The 17,375-nt window shown below is 51.0% G+C and carries 19 protein-coding genes and 1 other annotated feature; of the genes, 9 read left to right on the forward strand and 10 right to left on the reverse strand.

Annotation, left to right across the window (positions count from 1 at the left end; genetic code table 11):
* Positions 1-142 precede the first annotated feature (142 nt).
* The 3 genes from clpB to rluD all read right to left on the reverse strand — a co-directional run bounded on the left by clpB (position 143) and on the right by rluD (position 4,554).
* Complete coding sequence (gene clpB, locus FDX11_RS10005) at positions 143-2,716, reverse strand: ATP-dependent chaperone ClpB (RefSeq protein ID WP_042313309.1); 2,574 nt, start codon at positions 2,714-2,716, stop codon at positions 143-145.
* A 129-nt stretch (positions 2,717-2,845) separates the two neighbouring features.
* Complete coding sequence (yfiH, locus tag FDX11_RS10010) at positions 2,846-3,577, reverse strand: purine nucleoside phosphorylase YfiH (protein WP_137397840.1); 732 nt, start codon at positions 3,575-3,577, stop codon at positions 2,846-2,848.
* On the reverse strand, positions 3,574-4,554 hold the full coding sequence (rluD, locus tag FDX11_RS10015; RefSeq protein WP_042313304.1) for a 23S rRNA pseudouridine(1911/1915/1917) synthase RluD: 981 nt from the start codon (positions 4,552-4,554) through the stop codon (positions 3,574-3,576). The genes yfiH and rluD overlap by 4 nt, the downstream gene beginning before the upstream one ends.
* A 131-nt stretch (positions 4,555-4,685) precedes the next feature.
* Between rluD and bamD the strand changes: the two genes are divergently transcribed.
* The 4 genes from bamD to pheA all read left to right on the forward strand — a co-directional run bounded on the left by bamD (position 4,686) and on the right by pheA (position 7,415).
* Positions 4,686-5,423, forward strand: a complete 738-nt coding sequence (gene bamD / locus FDX11_RS10020; protein ID WP_005130417.1) for an outer membrane protein assembly factor BamD — start codon at positions 4,686-4,688, stop codon at positions 5,421-5,423.
* Positions 5,424-5,665: 242 nt separating this feature from the next.
* Positions 5,666-6,004, forward strand: a complete 339-nt coding sequence (gene raiA, locus FDX11_RS10025) for a ribosome-associated translation inhibitor RaiA (protein ID WP_003031244.1) — start codon at positions 5,666-5,668, stop codon at positions 6,002-6,004.
* A 102-nt stretch (positions 6,005-6,106) separates the two neighbouring features.
* Positions 6,107-6,232 (forward strand) — a sequence feature (Phe leader region).
* On the forward strand, positions 6,108-6,155 hold the full coding sequence (gene pheL, locus FDX11_RS25255) for a pheA operon leader peptide PheL (protein ID WP_212734561.1): 48 nt from the start codon (positions 6,108-6,110) through the stop codon (positions 6,153-6,155). (Overlaps the previous feature by 48 nt.)
* Positions 6,233-6,254: 22 nt before the next feature.
* On the forward strand, positions 6,255-7,415 hold the full coding sequence (pheA, locus tag FDX11_RS10030; RefSeq protein ID WP_038642743.1) for a bifunctional chorismate mutase/prephenate dehydratase: 1,161 nt from the start codon (positions 6,255-6,257) through the stop codon (positions 7,413-7,415).
* Between the two features lie 42 nt (positions 7,416-7,457).
* Here the strand turns inward: pheA and tyrA are convergent, their stop codons facing one another.
* Positions 7,458-8,579: a bifunctional chorismate mutase/prephenate dehydrogenase gene (gene tyrA / locus FDX11_RS10035; protein WP_003826456.1), complete on the reverse strand. Its 1,122-nt coding sequence runs from the start codon at positions 8,577-8,579 to the stop codon at positions 7,458-7,460.
* 10 nt (positions 8,580-8,589) lie between these two features.
* Entirely contained in the window at positions 8,590-9,660 is a 1,071-nt protein-coding gene (aroF, locus tag FDX11_RS10040) for a 3-deoxy-7-phosphoheptulonate synthase AroF (protein WP_042313300.1), read from the reverse strand.
* A gap of 215 nt (positions 9,661-9,875) precedes the next feature.
* On the opposite strand from aroF, the gene FDX11_RS10045 reads away from it, so the two are divergent.
* From FDX11_RS10045 to FDX11_RS10060, 4 genes are all read left to right on the forward strand, one after another.
* The gene (locus FDX11_RS10045; protein WP_042313298.1) at positions 9,876-10,250 is read left to right on the forward strand and encodes a DUF2799 domain-containing protein; all 375 of its coding nucleotides are present in this window, start codon (positions 9,876-9,878) and stop codon (positions 10,248-10,250) included.
* A gap of 158 nt (positions 10,251-10,408) precedes the next feature.
* The gene (locus tag FDX11_RS10050) at positions 10,409-10,927 is read left to right on the forward strand and encodes a YfiR family protein (RefSeq protein ID WP_042313295.1); all 519 of its coding nucleotides are present in this window, start codon (positions 10,409-10,411) and stop codon (positions 10,925-10,927) included.
* Positions 10,920-12,143: a diguanylate cyclase DgcN gene (gene dgcN / locus FDX11_RS10055; RefSeq protein WP_042313293.1), complete on the forward strand. Its 1,224-nt coding sequence runs from the start codon at positions 10,920-10,922 to the stop codon at positions 12,141-12,143. Before FDX11_RS10050 ends, dgcN begins: the two co-directional genes overlap by 8 nt.
* Before the next feature lie 12 nt (positions 12,144-12,155).
* Positions 12,156-12,638, forward strand: a complete 483-nt coding sequence (locus FDX11_RS10060; RefSeq protein ID WP_038642755.1) for an OmpA family protein — start codon at positions 12,156-12,158, stop codon at positions 12,636-12,638.
* Positions 12,639-12,777: 139 nt separating this feature from the next.
* Here the strand turns inward: FDX11_RS10060 and rplS are convergent, their stop codons facing one another.
* The 5 genes from rplS to ffh form a co-directional block, all read right to left on the reverse strand.
* Complete coding sequence (gene rplS / locus FDX11_RS10065) at positions 12,778-13,125, reverse strand: 50S ribosomal protein L19 (RefSeq protein ID WP_006687325.1); 348 nt, start codon at positions 13,123-13,125, stop codon at positions 12,778-12,780.
* A gap of 39 nt (positions 13,126-13,164) precedes the next feature.
* Positions 13,165-13,932, reverse strand: a complete 768-nt coding sequence (trmD, locus tag FDX11_RS10070) for a tRNA (guanosine(37)-N1)-methyltransferase TrmD (RefSeq protein WP_003031232.1) — start codon at positions 13,930-13,932, stop codon at positions 13,165-13,167.
* Positions 13,933-13,976: 44 nt separating this feature from the next.
* Entirely contained in the window at positions 13,977-14,525 is a 549-nt protein-coding gene (gene rimM, locus FDX11_RS10075) for a ribosome maturation factor RimM (RefSeq protein ID WP_003031230.1), read from the reverse strand.
* A gap of 18 nt (positions 14,526-14,543) precedes the next feature.
* On the reverse strand, positions 14,544-14,792 hold the full coding sequence (gene rpsP, locus FDX11_RS10080) for a 30S ribosomal protein S16 (RefSeq protein WP_003031228.1): 249 nt from the start codon (positions 14,790-14,792) through the stop codon (positions 14,544-14,546).
* A 251-nt stretch (positions 14,793-15,043) separates the two neighbouring features.
* Positions 15,044-16,405 (reverse strand): signal recognition particle protein, encoded by a 1,362-nt coding sequence (gene ffh, locus FDX11_RS10085; protein ID WP_137397841.1) that lies wholly within the window; start codon positions 16,403-16,405, stop codon positions 15,044-15,046.
* Positions 16,406-16,571: 166 nt separating this feature from the next.
* Here ffh and FDX11_RS10090 point away from each other — a divergent pair, with 166 nt between their 5' ends.
* A complete protein-coding gene (locus FDX11_RS10090) occupies positions 16,572-17,363 on the forward strand; it encodes an inner membrane protein YpjD (protein WP_042313291.1) in 792 nt (263 codons plus the stop codon).
* Positions 17,364-17,375: the final 12 nt, after the last annotated feature.

Genomic DNA, 17,375 nt, shown 5'->3' on the forward strand with positions numbered 1-17,375 from the left:
ATTATAGGGAGTTATTTCAGGCTGACAAGTTAAAAATACAAAAAACTTATCAAACGATTACTTTTTACTCAACCCTTCTATTTTTGCCTGGTTTTTAAACAAAAACGAGCCCCGCAGGGCTCGTTTATTGTCGTTTTGTGACTTACTGCACTGCCACGATACGGTCGTCGTTCACTTCCAGGCGAATGGCTTTGCCAGGAATCAGCTCCCCAGACAAAATTTGCTGCGCCAGCGGGTTTTCGATCTGTTGCTGGATAGCGCGTTTCAATGGACGCGCGCCATATACCGGATCGTAACCATTCGCGCTCAGCAGTTTGAGCGCTTCGTCAGAGATATGGATTTCATAGCCACGCTCTTCCAGACGTTTATACAGACGCTGCAGTTGGATCTGAGCAATAGAAGCAATGTGCTGCTCACCCAACGGATGGAATACCACAACCTCATCTATACGGTTGATAAATTCCGGACGGAAGTTATGGCTCACAACGCCCAGCACCATATCCTTCATGTGGCTGTAATCAAGCTCGCCAAAACGTTCCTGGATCAGATCGGACCCCAGGTTCGAAGTCATGATGACCACCGTATTACGGAAGTCGACCGTTCTCCCTTGCCCGTCAGTCAGACGACCATCGTCAAGCACTTGCAGCAGAATGTTGAACACATCCGGATGCGCTTTCTCCACTTCATCCAGCAGGATGACAGAGTAAGGACGACGGCGCACTGCTTCAGTGAGATAACCGCCCTCTTCGTAGCCGACATATCCCGGAGGCGCACCGACCAGACGAGACACCGAGTGTTTCTCCATAAACTCGGACATATCGATACGCACCATTGCATCGTCACTGTCGAACATAAAGTTTGCCAGCGCTTTACACAGTTCAGTTTTACCGACACCGGTCGGCCCAAGGAACAGGAATGAACCAATCGGACGGTTCGGGTCAGACAGCCCAGCACGGCTACGGCGAATCGCGTTAGATACCGCTTCAACCGCTTCGTTCTGGCCAATCACACGGCTGTGCAACTCCTGCTCCATACGCAACAGTTTTTCCCGTTCGCCTTCCAGCATGCGGGCAACCGGGATCCCCGTCCAACGCGCCAGCACTTCAGCAATTTCTGCATCGGTCACTTTGTTACGCAACAGACGCATAGTTTTACCTTCCGACTGGGTAGCGGCTTCCAGCTGTTTTTCCAGCTCCGGAATTTTACCGTACTGCAGCTCGGACATCCGCGCCAGATCGCCCACACGACGCGCCTGCTCAATGGCAATCTTCGCCTGCTCCAGCTCAGCCTTAATCGTCTGAGTACCAGATAGCGAGGCTTTTTCCGCTTTCCACTCTTCTTCCAACTCAGAATACTGGCGCTCTTTGTCGTCCAGTTCTTCGTTGAGCATATCGAGACGCTTTTTACTCGCCTCATCAGACTCTTTCATTAATGCCTGCTGTTCCAGTTTGAGCTGGATAATACGGCGGTCGAGTCTGTCCAGTTCTTCCGGCTTGGAGTCAATCTGCATACGAATGCTGGATGCCGCTTCATCGATTAGGTCGATAGCTTTATCCGGCAACTGACGGTCGGCAATATAGCGGTGAGACAGCGTCGCTGCCGCCACAATTGCCGGGTCAGTGATCTGCACATGGTGGTGCAGCTCATAACGCTCTTTCAGACCACGCAAAATGGCGATGGTGTCTTCTACTGAAGGTTCAGCCACAAACACTTTCTGGAAACGACGTTCCAGCGCCGCATCTTTTTCGATGTACTGACGATATTCATCGAGCGTGGTTGCGCCTACGCAGTGCAGTTCCCCACGCGCCAGCGCCGGTTTCAGCATGTTCCCGGCGTCCATGGCGCCATCGGCTTTACCCGCGCCAACCATGGTGTGCAGCTCATCAATAAACAAAATGACGTTGCCTTCTTGTTTAGAGAGATCGTTCAGCACACCTTTTAAACGTTCTTCAAACTCGCCACGATATTTCGCCCCGGCCACCAGCGCGCCCATATCCAGCGCCAGTACGCGGCGGCCTTTTAAGCCTTCCGGCACTTCGCCGTTGATAATACGCTGCGCCAGCCCTTCAACGATGGCAGTTTTACCGACGCCAGGTTCACCAATCAACACCGGGTTATTTTTAGTACGACGTTGCAGCACCTGAATGGTGCGGCGAATTTCTTCATCACGACCGATAACCGGATCGAGTTTGCCCTGTTCGGCGCGTTCGGTCAGATCGACGGTATATTTTTTCAAGGCCTGACGTTGGTCTTCAGCTCCCTGATCATTCACGCTTTCACCTCCACGCATTTGTTCAATTGCCTGAGTGATATTGGCGGTCGTCACCCCTGCTGATTTTAATAAATCGGTCAGCGTACCGCGTGACTCAAGCGCCGCCAGAACGAACAGTTCTGACGAAATAAAGTTGTCCCCTCGTTTTTGCGCCAGCTTGTCGCAAAGATTCAGTACGCGCACCAGATCCTGAGAAGGCTGCACATCACCGCCGGTGCCTTCTACCTGCGGCAAGCGGCTCAGCGCCTGGTCAATGGCTGTACGTAACTGGCCGGCATTAATGCCAGCAGAGGTTAATAAAGGACGTACCGATCCCCCTTCCTGATTCAGCAAGGCGCTCATTAGATGAAGTGGTTCGATGAATTGATTGTCGTGCCCCAATGCAAGTGACTGGGCATCGGCAAGAGCAAGCTGGAATTTATTAGTAAGACGATCCAGACGCATAACTCCTCCCATAACAGGTCAAAATTGCTACTGGAGATTAAATGAGGTCATCCCTCAATTATTCAAGGTGAATGACCTGAATTATGTGAAAAGAAAATTACACGTACCGGATCGTCTTGATTCTTTAGGTTATATCAGCCAAATAAAACTTGCCATACGCCCCGTGGTATTGTCGCGACGATAAGAGAAGAAAGTCTCACTTTCGCTGAAGGTGCAACGGTCACCGCCATAGAGGTGCGTCACGCCAACATTTGCCAGACGCTGGCGCGCAAGCTGGTAGATATCCGCCAGATATTTGTCTGCGCGCGGTACAAATGCGAAGTCTGCCTGCGAATCTTTCGCCATAAACGCTGTGCGGACTTCTGGCCCCACTTCGAACGCGTTCGGGCCAATCGCCGGGCCTAGCCAGGCAATAATATTTTCAGGTTTGTCGGCAAAACACGCTACCGTCTCTTCCAGCACGCCAGCGCATAATCCGCGCCAACCCGCATGGGCCGCCGCGACTTCCGTACCTGCACGATTACAAAATAATACGGGCAGACAGTCCGCCGTCATCACCGCACACACCGTGCCCGGCGTATTGCTGTATGACGCATCCGCACGTTTGGATGAGTACGGCTCGCCCGTCAGTTTCAGGACGTCCTTACCGTGGACCTGTTCCAGCCAGACTGGCTTTGAAGGCAGATTGCCCGCAGCAAACAGTCGTTTGCGGTTCTCTTCGACATGCTCCGGGTTATCGCCGCAATGGGCGCCCAGATTCAGCGAATCATAAGGCGGCATACTGATACCGCCAATACGGGTAGAACTACATGCCGCAACACCTTGCGGTAGCGGCCACTGCGGGACAATTAGCTTACTCATAACCAGGCAATATCATCCTTATGTTCTTCGAAATCAGCGCGCATCACTTCAATCAGTTCCACCATATCTTGCGGAATTGGCGCATGCCATTCCATTTCGATACCGGAAATCGGGTGATACAGACGCAGCATGGTCGCGTGCAGCGCCTGACGGTCGAACTTACGCAATACGGAAATAAATTCGTCAGAAGCGCCTTTCGGTGGACGCGGACGGCCGCCGTAGACCTGATCGCCCACCAGCGGATGGGTAATATGCGCCATGTGCACGCGGATCTGGTGCGTTCGTCCGGTTTCCAGACGCAACCGCAGACGCGTGTGCACACGGAAGTGTTCCATAATGCGATAGTGCGTCACCGCCGGTTTACCCATCGGGTGTACCGCCATGTGTGTACGCTTGGTCGGGTGACGGCTAATCGGCTCTTCAACGGTTCCGCCCGCTGTCATATGACCAATCGCCACGGCTTCGTACTCACGGGTAATTTCACGCAGCTGTAATGACTCCACCAGACGCGTTTGCGCCGGAACGGTTTTTGCCACCACCATTAATCCGGTCGTGTCTTTGTCCAGTCGATGGACGATACCCGCACGAGGAACATCTGCAATTGGCGGGTAGTAATGCAGCAACGCATTCAAAACCGTGCCATCAGGATTGCCTGCACCCGGATGCACCACGAGGTCACGCGGTTTGTTGATAACAAGAATATCGTCATCTTCATACACGATATCCAGCGGGATATCCTGAGGCTCAAAACGAACCTCTTCGTCAATTTCTGCATTGATGGAGACCTGCTCTCCACCCAACACTTTTTCTTTCGGTTTATCGCAAAGATTGCCATTTACCAGCACGCGCTGGTCGAGGATCCATTCTTTTATGCGCGATCGCGAATAATCAGGGAACAATTCGGCCAAAGCCTGATCTAAGCGTTGACCGAGCTGATTTTCGGAGACTGTTGCGGTGAGTTCTACTCGTTGTGCCATAAACTGCTTCTTTGTTTAACGTTGGGTTTTACGGCTTTGCCGTTTAATATAGTGTGCTATTGTAGCTGGTCTTAACCGGGAGCAGGAACAGAGAATCTCCCGTAAAACATTTTGAGGAAAGTCAAAACGTCATGACGCGCATGAAATATCTGGTGGCAGCAGCCACGTTGAGCCTGTTTTTGGCGGGTTGCTCTGGTTCAAAGGAAGAGGTGCCCGATAATCCGCCAAATGAAATCTACGCGACTGCTCAGCAAAAGCTGCAGGACGGTAACTGGAAACAGGCAATAACGCAATTGGAAGCGTTGGATAACCGTTATCCATTTGGACCGTATTCTCAGCAGGTGCAATTAGATCTCATCTACGCCTACTACAAAAACGCCGATCTGCCACTTGCTCAGGCTGCCATCGATCGTTTTATTCGTCTTAATCCGACACACCCTAACATTGATTATGTCATGTATATGCGTGGCCTGACCAATATGGCGTTGGATGATAGCGCACTGCAAGGATTCTTTGGGGTTGATCGCAGCGATCGCGATCCACAACATGCCCGAGCTGCGTTTAATGACTTTTCCAAACTGGTACGTGGCTATCCGAACAGCCAGTACACCACTGATGCCACTAAACGTCTGGTGTTCCTGAAAGATCGTCTGGCGAAGTATGAATACTCCGTTGCGGAATATTACACTGCCCGTGGCGCATGGGTGGCGGTGGTAAACCGTGTGGAAGGCATGCTGCGCGACTACCCGGATACCCAGGCAACGCGTGATGCTCTGCCGTTGATGGAAAACGCTTATCGCCAGATGCAAATGAATGCGCAGGCAGAAAAAGTAGCGAAAATCATTGCCGCCAACAGCAGTAATACCTGATTTACCTCAGAATGCAAAACGGCAGCCACGCCATAACTGAAGCGGTTTAGCTCCGACGCATCTCATCAAATATGGCCTGCTTTCTGCTATTCCTCAAGTAAAAAATCGCTTGTTCCTGCGGTGCCTCACAAAAAGGTTTTCTTGACAAAAAGCGACAAAATAATGTGATTTAAATCACACATTTTGACATTAGGAACGGTATGCTGGAATCACCAAGACGGGAAAGACAAGAGGTAAAATTTATGACAATGAACATTACCAGTAAACAAATGGAAATTACTCCGGCAATTCGCCAGCATGTCGCAGACCGTCTCGCCAAACTTGAAAAATGGCAAACTCATCTGATTAATCCACATATCATTCTGTCTAAGGAGCCACAGGGTTTCATTGCTGATGCTACCATCAATACACCGAACGGACATCTGGTCGCCAGCGCAAAACACGAGGATATGTACACCGCAATTAACGATTTGATCAACAAGCTGGAACGGCAGCTCAATAAAGTGCAGCACAAAGGCGAAGCCCGTCGTGCAACAACTTCAGTCAAAGACGCCAACTTCGTCGAAGCAGAAGAAGAGTAGTCCCTTACATTGAGTGTATCGCCAACGCGCCTTCGGGCGCGTTTTTTGTTGACAGGGTGAAAACAGTACGGGTACTTTACTGACGTAGCCAAAGGAAAATTACATGAAACTTGTCCCGTTCTTCTTCGCATTCTTTTTTTCCTTCCCCTGAATGGGAGGCGTTTCGTCGTGTGATAAAGAATGCGAAGACGAACAATAAGGCCTCCCACAACGGGGGGCCTTTTTTATTGATAACAAGAAAGGCAACACTATGACATCGGAAAACCCATTGCTGGCGCTGCGCGATAAAATCAGTTCGCTGGATGAAAAATTACTGGCCCTGCTGGCTGAACGGCGTGGGCTGGCCGTAGAAGTCGGTAAAGCTAAACTGCTTTCACATCGTCCGGTACGTGATATCGACCGCGAACGCGATCTGTTAGACCGACTGATTCAGCTTGGCAAAGCGCATCATCTCGACGCGCACTATATCACCCGCCTGTTCCAACTGATTATCGAAGACTCCGTCCTGACTCAGCAGGCACTGCTCCAGCAACACCTGAACAAAATTAACCCGCATTCCGCGCGCGTCGCCTTCCTTGGACCAAAAGGCTCATACTCACACCTCGCCGCACGTCAGTATGCTGCCCGTCATTTTGAACAATTCATTGAAAGCGGTTGCGCGAAATTTGCCGATATCTTTAATCAGGTCGAAACCGGACAAGCTGACTATGCGGTCGTCCCGATTGAAAACACCAGCTCCGGTGGGATTAACGACGTCTACGACCTGCTGCAGCACACCAGTCTGTCTATCGTTGGCGAGATGACTATTACGATTGACCACTGCGTACTGGTATCCGGCACAACCGATCTCGAGACCATTGATACGGTATACAGCCACCCGCAGCCGTTCCAACAGTGCAGCAAGTTCCTGAGCCGTTACCCACACTGGAAGATTGAGTACACCGAAAGCACCTCAGCGGCAATGGAAAAAGTTGCACAAGCTAACTCACCGCGCGTAGCCGCACTGGGGAGCGAAGCCGGAGGCGTACTGTATGGTTTGCAGGTTCTCGAGCATATCGAAGCTAACCAGACACAAAACATCACCCGCTTTGTGGTACTGGCACGCAAGGCTATCAATGTTTCCGACCAGGTTCCGGCGAAAACCACGCTGCTGATGGCAACAGGCCAACAGGCCGGTGCGCTGGTTGAAGCGCTGCTGGTACTGCGCAACCATAATCTGATTATGACTAAACTGGAGTCACGCCCGATTCACGGCAATCCATGGGAAGAGATGTTTTATCTTGATATCCAGGCCAATCTGGAATCCCCCCAAATGCAAAAAGCGTTAAAGGAATTGGGGGAGATTACGCGTTCGATGAAGGTGCTGGGATGTTACCCGAGTGAGAACGTGGTGCCGGTCGATCCGAGTTAACGTGACAATGCCGGATGGCGCCAGGCTTATCCGGCATCTTACTTAAGGACGGCTGTCATTCGCCTGACGCAACAGCGTACGGCTTTCGCTCTGGAAGCGTTTCGCATAATCGCCAAACCAGTGCTCCACCTTGCGGAAGCTGTCGATAAACGCTTGCTTATCGCCCTGCTCCAGTAAACCAATCGCCTCACCAAAACGTTGATAGTAGCGTTTGATCAGCGCAAGGTTGCTCTCAGACGACATAATGATATCAGCATAAAGCTGCGGATCCTGGGCAAACAGGCGTCCAACCATCGCCAGCTCAAGGCGGTAAATCGGCGAGGAGAGCGCCAGCAATTGTTCCAGTTGCACGTTTTCTTCCGCCAGATGCAGACCATAGGCAAAGGTCGCAAAGTGACGCAAGGCCTGAATAAACGCCATATTCTGGTCGTGTTCAACGGCGCTGATCCGATGCAGCCGCGCGCCCCAGACCTGAATCTGTTCCAGGAACCACTGATAGGCTTCCGGCTGACGTCCATCACACCAGACAACCACCTGTTTTGCCAGACTGCCGCTGTCCGGACCAAACATGGGATGTAACCCCACCACCGGACCATCGTGCGCTGCCAGCATCGCCTGTAAAGGACCATTTTTCACCGATGCCAAATCGACCAGAATACAGTCAGACGGCAGACGCGGTAATTTGGCGATCACCTGCTCGGTGACGTGGATCGGCACGCTGACGATCACCATGCCTGCATCAGAGACGATCTCCGGCGCGCGATCCCAGTCCTGCTGTTCCAGGATCCGCACCTGATAACCTGACAGAGTGAGCATTTTTTCGAAAAGACGCCCCATCTGACCACCGCCGCCGACGATCACCACCGGTCGCAGAGAAGGACAAAGAGTTTTAAATCCTTTGTCATTTTCACTGGAGTAGGACTCGCGCATAACCCGGCGCAGCACATCTTCAATCAGATCCGGCGGTACACCAAGGGCTTCCGCTTCCGCACGGCGTGAAGCCAACATAGAGGCCTCCCGCTCCGGCACGTAGATCGGCAGCCCAAAGCGGCTTTTTACTTCACCGACTTCAGCAACCAGCTCCAGGCGGCGTGCCAGCAAATCCAGCAGCGCCTTGTCGACTTCATCAATTTGATCGCGTAATGCGGTCAATTCAGCAACCATAACCAACCTCTTATGCTACACGCGCCGACAGCTGGCCGTTTAAATCCTGGCTAATTTCACGCAGCAGCGCATCCGTCATTTCCCAGCTAATGCACGCATCGGTTACGGACACACCGTATTTCATTGCGCTGCGCGGCTGTTCGGAAGACTGGTTGCCTTCATGAATATTACTTTCAATCATCAAACCAATGATCGAGCGATTGCCATCTTTGATTTGCGCAATCACGGATTCAGCCACGGCAGGCTGACGGCGGTAATCTTTATTGGAGTTACCATGACTGCAATCTACCATCAGGGAAGGTCTTAGTCCCGCCTGCTCCATCTCTTTTTCGCATTGGGCAACATCTGCCGGGCTGTAGTTCGGCGCTTTGCCGCCACGCAGGATCACATGACCGTCCGGATTGCCCTGAGTTTGCAGCAGCGCTACCTGCCCTGCCTGGTTAATACCGACAAAACGGTGTGACTGCGCCGCGGCACGCATGGCGTTGATAGCGGTGGCCAGGCTGCCGTCAGTGCCGTTCTTAAAGCCAACCGGCATCGAAAGACCAGAAGCCATTTCACGGTGAGTCTGTGATTCCGTGGTACGCGCACCGATTGCTGACCAGCTAAACAGATCGCCCAGGTACTGCGGGCTATTAGGATCCAGAGCTTCAGTTGCCAGCGGAAGTCCCATATTTACCAGTTCAAGCAGCAGCTGACGCGCAATTTTCAGTCCTGCTTCAACATCAAAAGAGCCATCCATATGAGGATCGTTAATTAACCCTTTCCAACCAACGGTAGTACGGGGTTTTTCAAAATAGACGCGCATCACCAGGTAGAGGTTATCGCTTACCTCTGCGGCAAGGGCTTTAAATCGACGAGCGTACTCAATTGCCATTTCAGGATCGTGAATGGAGCACGGACCACATACCACCAGCAGACGCGGATCTCGACCGGAGATAATATCTGAAATGGTTTTACGCGACTGGGCGATTTGCGCCTCTTGCGCCTGGCTCAGCGGAAATTCAGCTTTCAGCTGCTCCGGAGTCATCAGAACCTGTTCGTCGGTAATATGTACGTTGTTCAGCGCGTCTTTTTGCATGATGGTGATCCTGTTTAGCTCGTTTGCGATAGTTGATCCTCAGCGAGGAGGAAATAACGATATCACAACAGGTAAAGATTTCAATCCATAATCCGTAAATTTTACTTTACATCATGCTATTAAGCACTAAATAAAGCCCATCTGCATGTATATTTAAATTTACACCCACCCAATATCAGATCCACTATGCTTAAAAAAACGCGGGAGAACAGGCAATGAAGCAACTCATCAGCACCTTATTGATACTACTTCTGAGCGGCTGTCAGATAGATCCCTACACTCACGCTCCTACCTGGACAGGAACCGACTGGTACGATGCCGGGATACGCGATGCCATTTCAGGCTATGCGGTTAAAGATAATGAAATTCTTGCCGACAATTACAATGATCCAGAAGTCGATCGTACGGAATATCTTAAGGGTTACGCCGAGGGACAACGTAAAACCTGCCAGCAGGATTTTGTTTACGCCAGGGGTCTGGCCGGGAAAACCTTTCCCCCAAGTTGCGATACGGTCGAAAATGTTGACCAGTTACACAACGCCTGGCAAAAAGGGGAAAACGAAGCTAATGCCTCTATAAGATTAAATTAAACAATAGCTTATATTTTATAAGCACATAAGATTTAACTTAAATTATCAATAGCTTTATACCCGGAATAATGACGACTTAGGAAAATAATGTTATTTTGTCTCAAACAATCTTGAGTGTATTTCGACGCTTTACGGCAACCGCTGGTAGGTAACTATTCATGAGCTATTCTTACCGACTCATACTTCTACTGGCACTGCTCCTGACCGGATTACCGCTGTACGCCCAGAGCGTTACGGAAGAAGCAAAATCTGTACGCGCGATGGTTTCCGGCATCGTCAGTTATACACACTGGCCTTCACTTTCCGGGCCACCAAAACTGTGTATTTTCTCTTCATCGCGTTTTTCCAGTGTACTGGTAGATACCAGTACTGGTGCTTTACCCTATCTTCCCGTCATCATTCGTACGGAACAAGAAATATTAGTTGCGCAGTGTGATGGTTTTTATTTTGGAAAAGAATCCCCTGGTTATCAGGTGGAATTAAAGAATAAATATCCGACAAAGGCACTGTTATTAATCGCTGAACAGAATCCCGAATGCGTTATTGGCAGTGCCTTTTGCCTCATAATTAAAGATGAAGATGTGAGATTTTCCGTAAATATGGATTCCCTTTCACGCAGTGGCGTAAGGGTCAGTCCAGACGTATTGATGCTTGCACGGAATAAAAAGCATGGATAAGGGCCATTCTCCCATAACACGCCCGACGTTTAAGCGGACATTACGGCGTATCAGCATAATCAGCGTCCTGGTCACCATGACGTTGATCTGGCTACTGCTTAGCATTTCCTCCGTGCTGGCATTAAGACAGTATGCGCAAAAGAACCTGGACCTGACCGCAGCCACTATGACTCGGACACTTGAAGCTGCATTAGTCTTTTCTGACAGTGTTGCGGCCACAGAAACACTGGCGGCGCTAGGGCAACAAGGGCAGTTTTCCGTAGCGGAAGTGCGTAATAAAAATCAGAACGTGATTGCCACCTGGCGCTATGACGCGCAGGACACCACTGAAAAGATCAGCGGTCTGATCAGCCACTGGCTGTTTCCGCAACCGGTCACACAGCCCATTTTGCACAATGGCAGCGTGATTGGTGAAGTGCGCCTGACTGCCCGCGATAGCGTGATCAGCCATTTCATTTATCTGTCGCTGGCCGTTCTTACCGGATGCATTCTGCTGGCATCAGGCATTGCATTAATGCTCACTCGCTATTTGCACAATGGCGTAGTAGAAGCCCTGCAAAATATAACCGAGGTGGTACATGATGTCCGTACCAACCGTAACTTTTCACGACGTGTTTCAGAAGAACGTATCGAAGAATTTCATCTTTTTGCCCAGGATTTCAATAGCCTACTGGACGAAATGGAGGAATGGCAACTTCGGTTGCAGGCAAAGAACGCTCAGCTTTTGCGTACCGCGTTACATGATCCTCTGACAGGACTGGCAAATCGCGCCGCATTTCGCAGCAGCATTAACGCCCTGATGAACGACGATGCTGCCCGCAGCAGTTCTGCATTGCTATTCCTTGATGGTGATAATTTTAAATTTATTAACGATACCTGGGGCCACGCAGCGGGCGACCGTGTCCTGATTGAAGTTGCAAAAAGGCTGGCCGAGTTTGGAGGTGATCGACATCACCCCTACAGGCTTGGCGGCGATGAGTTTGCCATGGTGCTGTATAGCGTTCACTCAGAATACGAAGTTCAGCGTATCTGTGCCGCACTGTCGCAAGCGTTTAACCGACCTTTTGACCTGCACAATGGTCATCTGGCAAGCATGACACTCAGCATTGGCTTTGCGCTGACGTGGGAACATGCCTCTGCCGAGAAATTACAAGAACTTGCCGATCAAAATATGTATCAGGCCAAACATTTGCGTTCTGAACGCATTATTAAATAAGGAATTACACACATGTTAAAACGTCTATTTTCACCGTTTTTTCTGCTTTTACTGATCGTGGCAGGCTGTCAGGCACCTCAGGGAAAATTTACCCCGGAGCAAATTGCAGCTATGAAATCGTACGGATTTAGCGAAGTTTCAGGAGACTGGTCTCTTGGCCTTTCTGACAATATCCTGTTTGATAAAAACGACTATAAGCTCCGTCCGGAAAGTGAAAAGCAGATTCAGGAAATGGCATCCAAACTGGCTGCTACCGGGCTAAACCATGCACGTCTGGACGGTCATACGGATAACTACGGCGAAGACAGCTACAACGAAGCTCTGTCGCTCAAACGCGCAAATGTCGTGGCCGATGCCTGGGCACAAGGCGCTAATATTCCCCGTACCAATCTGACCACCCAGGGACTCGGGAAGAAATACCCTATCGCCAGTAACCAGACCTCAAAAGGTCGTGCTGAAAACCGCCGTGTCGCGGTAGTGATCGCCACACCGTAATCATTCCCGGCTGACTGTATCCAGAGAGTAATGTAAAATCCCCCGGCAGTCAGTCTGTTCCCATAAATAAATATCGCGATAAAAAAAGGGCCAGCCTTTCGGCCAGCCCTTTTCTAACAGGATGTCGCTTGCGCGAATCTTAGTTAAGACGCTCTTTGATACGAGCAGACTTACCAGTGCGCTCACGCAGGTAGTACAGTTTAGCTTTACGAACAGCACCACGACGTTTAACAGCAATGCTGTCAACTACCGGAGAGTGAGTCTGGAAGACACGCTCAACGCCTTCGCCGTTGGAAATTTTACGAACAGTGAATGCAGAGTGCAGACCGCGGCTACGAATAGCGATAACCACGCCCTCAAATGCCTGCAGACGTTTTTTGGAACCTTCAACAACCCATACTTTCACTTCCACGGTATCACCCGGACGGAAGGAAGGTACGTCCTGCTTCATCTGTTCTTGTTCAAGTTGCTTAATAATGTTGCTCATAATTTAATCTCTTATCCTGGGTAAACTGATATTGGGGGCTTACGCCTGCCCATCATGTTTATGTTGCTGTTGTGCGTGTTCCTTTTTGAACTCCGCCAGCAACCTTGCTTGCTCTTCAGTCAGAGCCAGGTTTTCCAGAAGTTCAGGTCTTCTAAGCCAGGTCCGGCCCAGCGACTGTTTCAAACGCCAGCGACGTATCTCAGCGTGGTTCCCCGACAGTAATACTGCCGGTACTTCCATCTGCTCTAACACTTCAGGTCGGGTATAGTGTGGACAGTCCAGCAACCCGTCAGCAAACGAATCTTCGATTGCTGATGCTTCATGACCCAGAACCCCCGGAATAAACCGGGAAACGGAGTCGATCAGCGTCATTGCCGGTAACTCACCACCACTGAGGACGTAATCGCCGATTGACCATTCTTCATCAATTTCGGTTTGAATCACGCGCTCATCGATACCTTCATAGCGACCACACACCAGAATCAGCTTTTGATTCGTGGCCAGTTCGCTGACGCCCGCTTGATCAAGCTTGCGTCCCTGAGGTGACAGATAAATCACCTTTGCGCCTTCACCAGCCGCAGCTTTTGCTGCATGAATGGCGTCCCGTAAGGGTTGCACCATCATTAACATCCCCGGTCCGCCGCCGTAAGGACGATCGTCCACGGTACGGTGCCGGTCATGAGTAAAGTCTCGAGGACTCCAGCTCTGGATGTTCAGCAGGCCATTTTTTACTGCCCGGCCAGTTACCCCGTAATCGGTAATTGCGCGGAACATTTCAGGAAACAGGCTAACGATACCTATAAACACAAGCCAATCCCCATAACGCCGACTTTTACCGTTTATCCGGTGGTTTAAAAACCAGGATCCCAATCTACTTCGATAGTACGAGTAGCGAGATCGACTTTCTTGATAACCTGCCCATCGAGGAACGGTACAAGACGTTCCTTGATACCAAACGCATCTTTCAGGTTTGCCTTGATGACGATGACGTCATTCGAACCGGTTTCCATCATATCGACGACTTTACCGAGATCGTAGCCTTCGGTGGTCACTACCTGGCAGCCCATAAGGTCTTTCCAGTAGTAGGAACCATCTTCCAGCGCTGGCAACTGCGAGGAATCCACGACAATTTCACAATTGGTCAGTAGATTCGCCGAATCACGATCGTCAACGCCTTTCAGCTTGATGATCAGATCCTGATTGTGGTGCTTCCAGCTTTCCAGCTGTACTTGCTGCCACTGACCCGCCTTCTGGATAAACCAGGGCTGATAGTCAAAAATGCTTTCGGCGTCTTCAGTGGAAGAAAACACTCTGAGCCAACCACGAATACCGTAAGAAGACCCCATTTTCCCCAAAACGATGGGTTCCACAGGAGCCTGCGCGGCGAGTTGCTTGCTCATCATGACCACCGTGACAGATTAAGCTGCTTTGTTTGCTGCTTTGATCAGCGTAGCTACGCGATCAGAAATAGTCGCGCCCTGGCCAACCCAGTGAGCGATGCGATCCAGATCCAGGCGAGTGCCTTCTTCTTTTTCGCTAGCGATTGGGTTAAAGAAGCCAACGCGCTCGATGAAGCGACCGTTGCGTGCATTACGGCTGTCGGTGACAACAACCTGGTAGAACGGACGCTTTTTAGCGCCGTGACGAGCTAAACGAATAGTAACCATAACATCCTCTTGTGTGAATAAAACACCGGGCCCCATCGAGGGAAGGGACCCGGTGTCATATTAAAAGCCCGAAAATTTTACTGATTTCTGGGAAAAAAGCAATCAACAGTTAATAACTCTGCTGTAGAAGGCCGTCGGCGGCGCAGCGAGTTCGGTGCCGGCGTGCGCGCAGCCACCGCAGCGTACACACAGTACGTGAGGATGGCGAGCACACCCCGGTGCCGAAGTAGCAAGTGAGCCAGGCCGGGAAATTAGCGACCCGGGAAGCCTGGCGGCATCATCCCCTTCATACTCCGCATCATCTTCGCCATCCCGCCCTTCTTCATTTTCTTCATCATGCGCTGCATGTCGTCGAACTGTTTCAGAAGGCGGTTAACGTCCTGTACCTGCATACCGCAGCCGGTAGCAATACGGCGTTTACGGGAACCTTTGATGATTTCCGGCTTAGCGCGTTCTTTCATCGTCATTGAGTTGATGATGGCTTCCATACGCACCAGTACTTTATCGTCCATCTGCGATTTCACATTGTCAGGGATCTGACCCATGCCCGGCAGTTTGCCCATCAGGCTTGCCATACCGCCCATGTTTTTCATCTGCTTGAGCTGCTCAAGGAAATCGTTGAGATCGAAGCCGTCGCCTTTTTTCAGCTTGCTGGCTAATTTCTCTGCCTGCGCGCGGTCAACTTTGCTTTCGATATCTTCGATCAGCGACAGCACGTCGCCCATGCCGAGAATACGTGAAGCAATACGATCCGGGTGGAAAGGCTCCAGCGCTTCGGTTTTCTCGCCGACACCGAGGAATTTAATCGGCTTGCCGGTGATATGACGAATAGAGAGCGCCGCACCGCCCCGCGCATCACCATCAACTTTGGTCAGCACCACGCCGGTTAACGGCAGCGCTTCGTTAAAGGCTTTTGCGGTATTCGCGGCATCCTGGCCGGTCATCGCATCGACAACAAACAGCGTTTCTACCGGCTTGATAGAAGCGTGGACCTGTTTGATTTCGTCCATCATCGCTTCGTCAACGTGCAGACGACCGGCGGTATCCACCAGCAGCACGTCGTAGAATTTGAGTTTGGCTTCTTTCAGCGCGGCGTTGGCGATATCGACCGGTTTTTGACCGACATCCGACGGGAAGAAGTCCACACCGACCTGCTCGGCCAGCGTTTCCAGCTGTTTAATCGCCGCCGGGCGATAAACGTCCGCGGAGACCACCAGAACTTTCTTCTTGTGCTTCTCACGCAGGAATTTCCCCAGCTTACCGACGCTGGTGGTTTTACCCGCCCCCTGCAAGCCCGCCATCAGCACGACGGCAGGCGGCTGAGCAGCCAGATTCAGGGTCTGGTTTTCTTCGCCCATTGCCGCAACCAGCTCGTTACGGACAATCTTGACGAATTCCTGACCCGGCGTCAGGCTTTTGTTAACTTCATGACCAACCGCTTTCTCTTTTACGCGATTGATAAACTCACGCACTACCGGCAGCGCTACGTCAGCCTCCAGCAGCGCCATGCGCACTTCGCGCAGCGTCTCTTTAACGTTGTCTTCAGTAAGGCGTCCACGGCCACTGATATTGCGCAGCGTGCGCGACAAACGATCGGTTAAATTATCAAACATTGTCTCTCGCCTGGGGTGGAAACGGTCGGTCGCGACAGCGACACATCAACAGAAATTTGTCGCAGTATAACATGAAGCCGCCTTTGTTGTTATGCAACGGTTGGAGCAGCGGTCACGTAACGCTATACTGCTTTTCTTTATCACTGGCCAACTGTCGACACCTAATATGCCCGTTTTTGCTCTGCTCGCCCTTGTCGCCTACTCAGTCAGCCTTGCGCTGATTATTCCCGCCCTGCTGCAAAAAAACAGCGGCTGGCGGCGTATGGCTATTCTTTCTGCGGTCGTCGCGCTGGTAAGCCATGCTATTGCCCTGGAAGCGCGTATCCTGCCCGGCGGTGAAAGCGGACAAAACCTGAGCCTGTTGAACGTCGGCTCGCTGGTTAGCCTGATGATCTGCACGGTAATGACTATCGTCGCTTCCCGCAACCGTGGCTGGCTATTACTGCCCATTGTCTACGCCTTTGCGCTGATCAACCTCGCCTTCGCGACGTTTATGCCTAACGAGTTCATCACCCATCTCGAAGCGACACCGGGCATGATGATTCACATCGGATTATCGCTGTTTGCTTACGCCACGCTGATTATTGCCGCACTGTATGCGTTACAACTGGCGTGGATCGACTATCAGTTGAAAAACAAAAAACTGGCGTTCAGCAATGAAATGCCGCCACTGATGAGCATTGAGCGGAAAATGTTTCATATCACCCAGATCGGCGTGGTTCTGCTGACGCTCACTCTGTGTACTGGCCTGTTTTACATGCATAACCTGTTCAGTACTGAGAATATTGATAAAGCCGTTCTTTCTATCGTGGCATGGTTTGTCTATATCGTTCTGTTGTGGGGGCATTACCATGAAGGCTGGCGCGGACGTCGCGTCGTATGGTTTAACGTCGCAGGCGCAGTCATTCTGACGCTGGCCTATTTCGGCAGCCGTATACTGCAGCAGTTCGTGAGTTAAATCTTTAAGGAA

Origin of the sequence: Citrobacter sp. wls714 (assembly GCF_005281025.1) — a bacterium.
In the GTDB taxonomy this organism is placed as follows: Bacteria; Pseudomonadota; Gammaproteobacteria; order Enterobacterales; family Enterobacteriaceae; genus Citrobacter; species Citrobacter werkmanii.

Coding starts and splice junctions, on each gene's coding strand:
- rimM (WP_003031230.1), bottom strand. CDS start 14,525: ATGAGCAAGCAACTCGCCGCGCAGGCTCCTGTGGAACCCATCGTTTTG.
- raiA (WP_003031244.1), top strand. CDS start 5,666: ATGACAATGAACATTACCAGTAAACAAATGGAAATTACTCCGGCAATT.
- pheA (WP_038642743.1), top strand. CDS start 6,255: ATGACATCGGAAAACCCATTGCTGGCGCTGCGCGATAAAATCAGTTCG.
- yfiH (WP_137397840.1), bottom strand. CDS start 3,577: ATGAGTAAGCTAATTGTCCCGCAGTGGCCGCTACCGCAAGGTGTTGCG.
- bamD (WP_005130417.1), top strand. CDS start 4,686: ATGACGCGCATGAAATATCTGGTGGCAGCAGCCACGTTGAGCCTGTTT.
- dgcN (WP_042313293.1), top strand. CDS start 10,920: ATGGATAAGGGCCATTCTCCCATAACACGCCCGACGTTTAAGCGGACA.
- FDX11_RS10050 (WP_042313295.1), top strand. CDS start 10,409: ATGAGCTATTCTTACCGACTCATACTTCTACTGGCACTGCTCCTGACC.
- tyrA (WP_003826456.1), bottom strand. CDS start 8,579: ATGGTTGCTGAATTGACCGCATTACGCGATCAAATTGATGAAGTCGAC.
- ffh (WP_137397841.1), bottom strand. CDS start 16,405: ATGTTTGATAATTTAACCGATCGTTTGTCGCGCACGCTGCGCAATATC.
- FDX11_RS10090 (WP_042313291.1), top strand. CDS start 16,572: ATGCCCGTTTTTGCTCTGCTCGCCCTTGTCGCCTACTCAGTCAGCCTT.
- rpsP (WP_003031228.1), bottom strand. CDS start 14,792: ATGGTTACTATTCGTTTAGCTCGTCACGGCGCTAAAAAGCGTCCGTTC.
- rluD (WP_042313304.1), bottom strand. CDS start 4,554: ATGGCACAACGAGTAGAACTCACCGCAACAGTCTCCGAAAATCAGCTC.
- clpB (WP_042313309.1), bottom strand. CDS start 2,716: ATGCGTCTGGATCGTCTTACTAATAAATTCCAGCTTGCTCTTGCCGAT.
- aroF (WP_042313300.1), bottom strand. CDS start 9,660: ATGCAAAAAGACGCGCTGAACAACGTACATATTACCGACGAACAGGTT.
- FDX11_RS10045 (WP_042313298.1), top strand. CDS start 9,876: ATGAAGCAACTCATCAGCACCTTATTGATACTACTTCTGAGCGGCTGT.
- FDX11_RS10060 (WP_038642755.1), top strand. CDS start 12,156: ATGTTAAAACGTCTATTTTCACCGTTTTTTCTGCTTTTACTGATCGTG.
- rplS (WP_006687325.1), bottom strand. CDS start 13,125: ATGAGCAACATTATTAAGCAACTTGAACAAGAACAGATGAAGCAGGAC.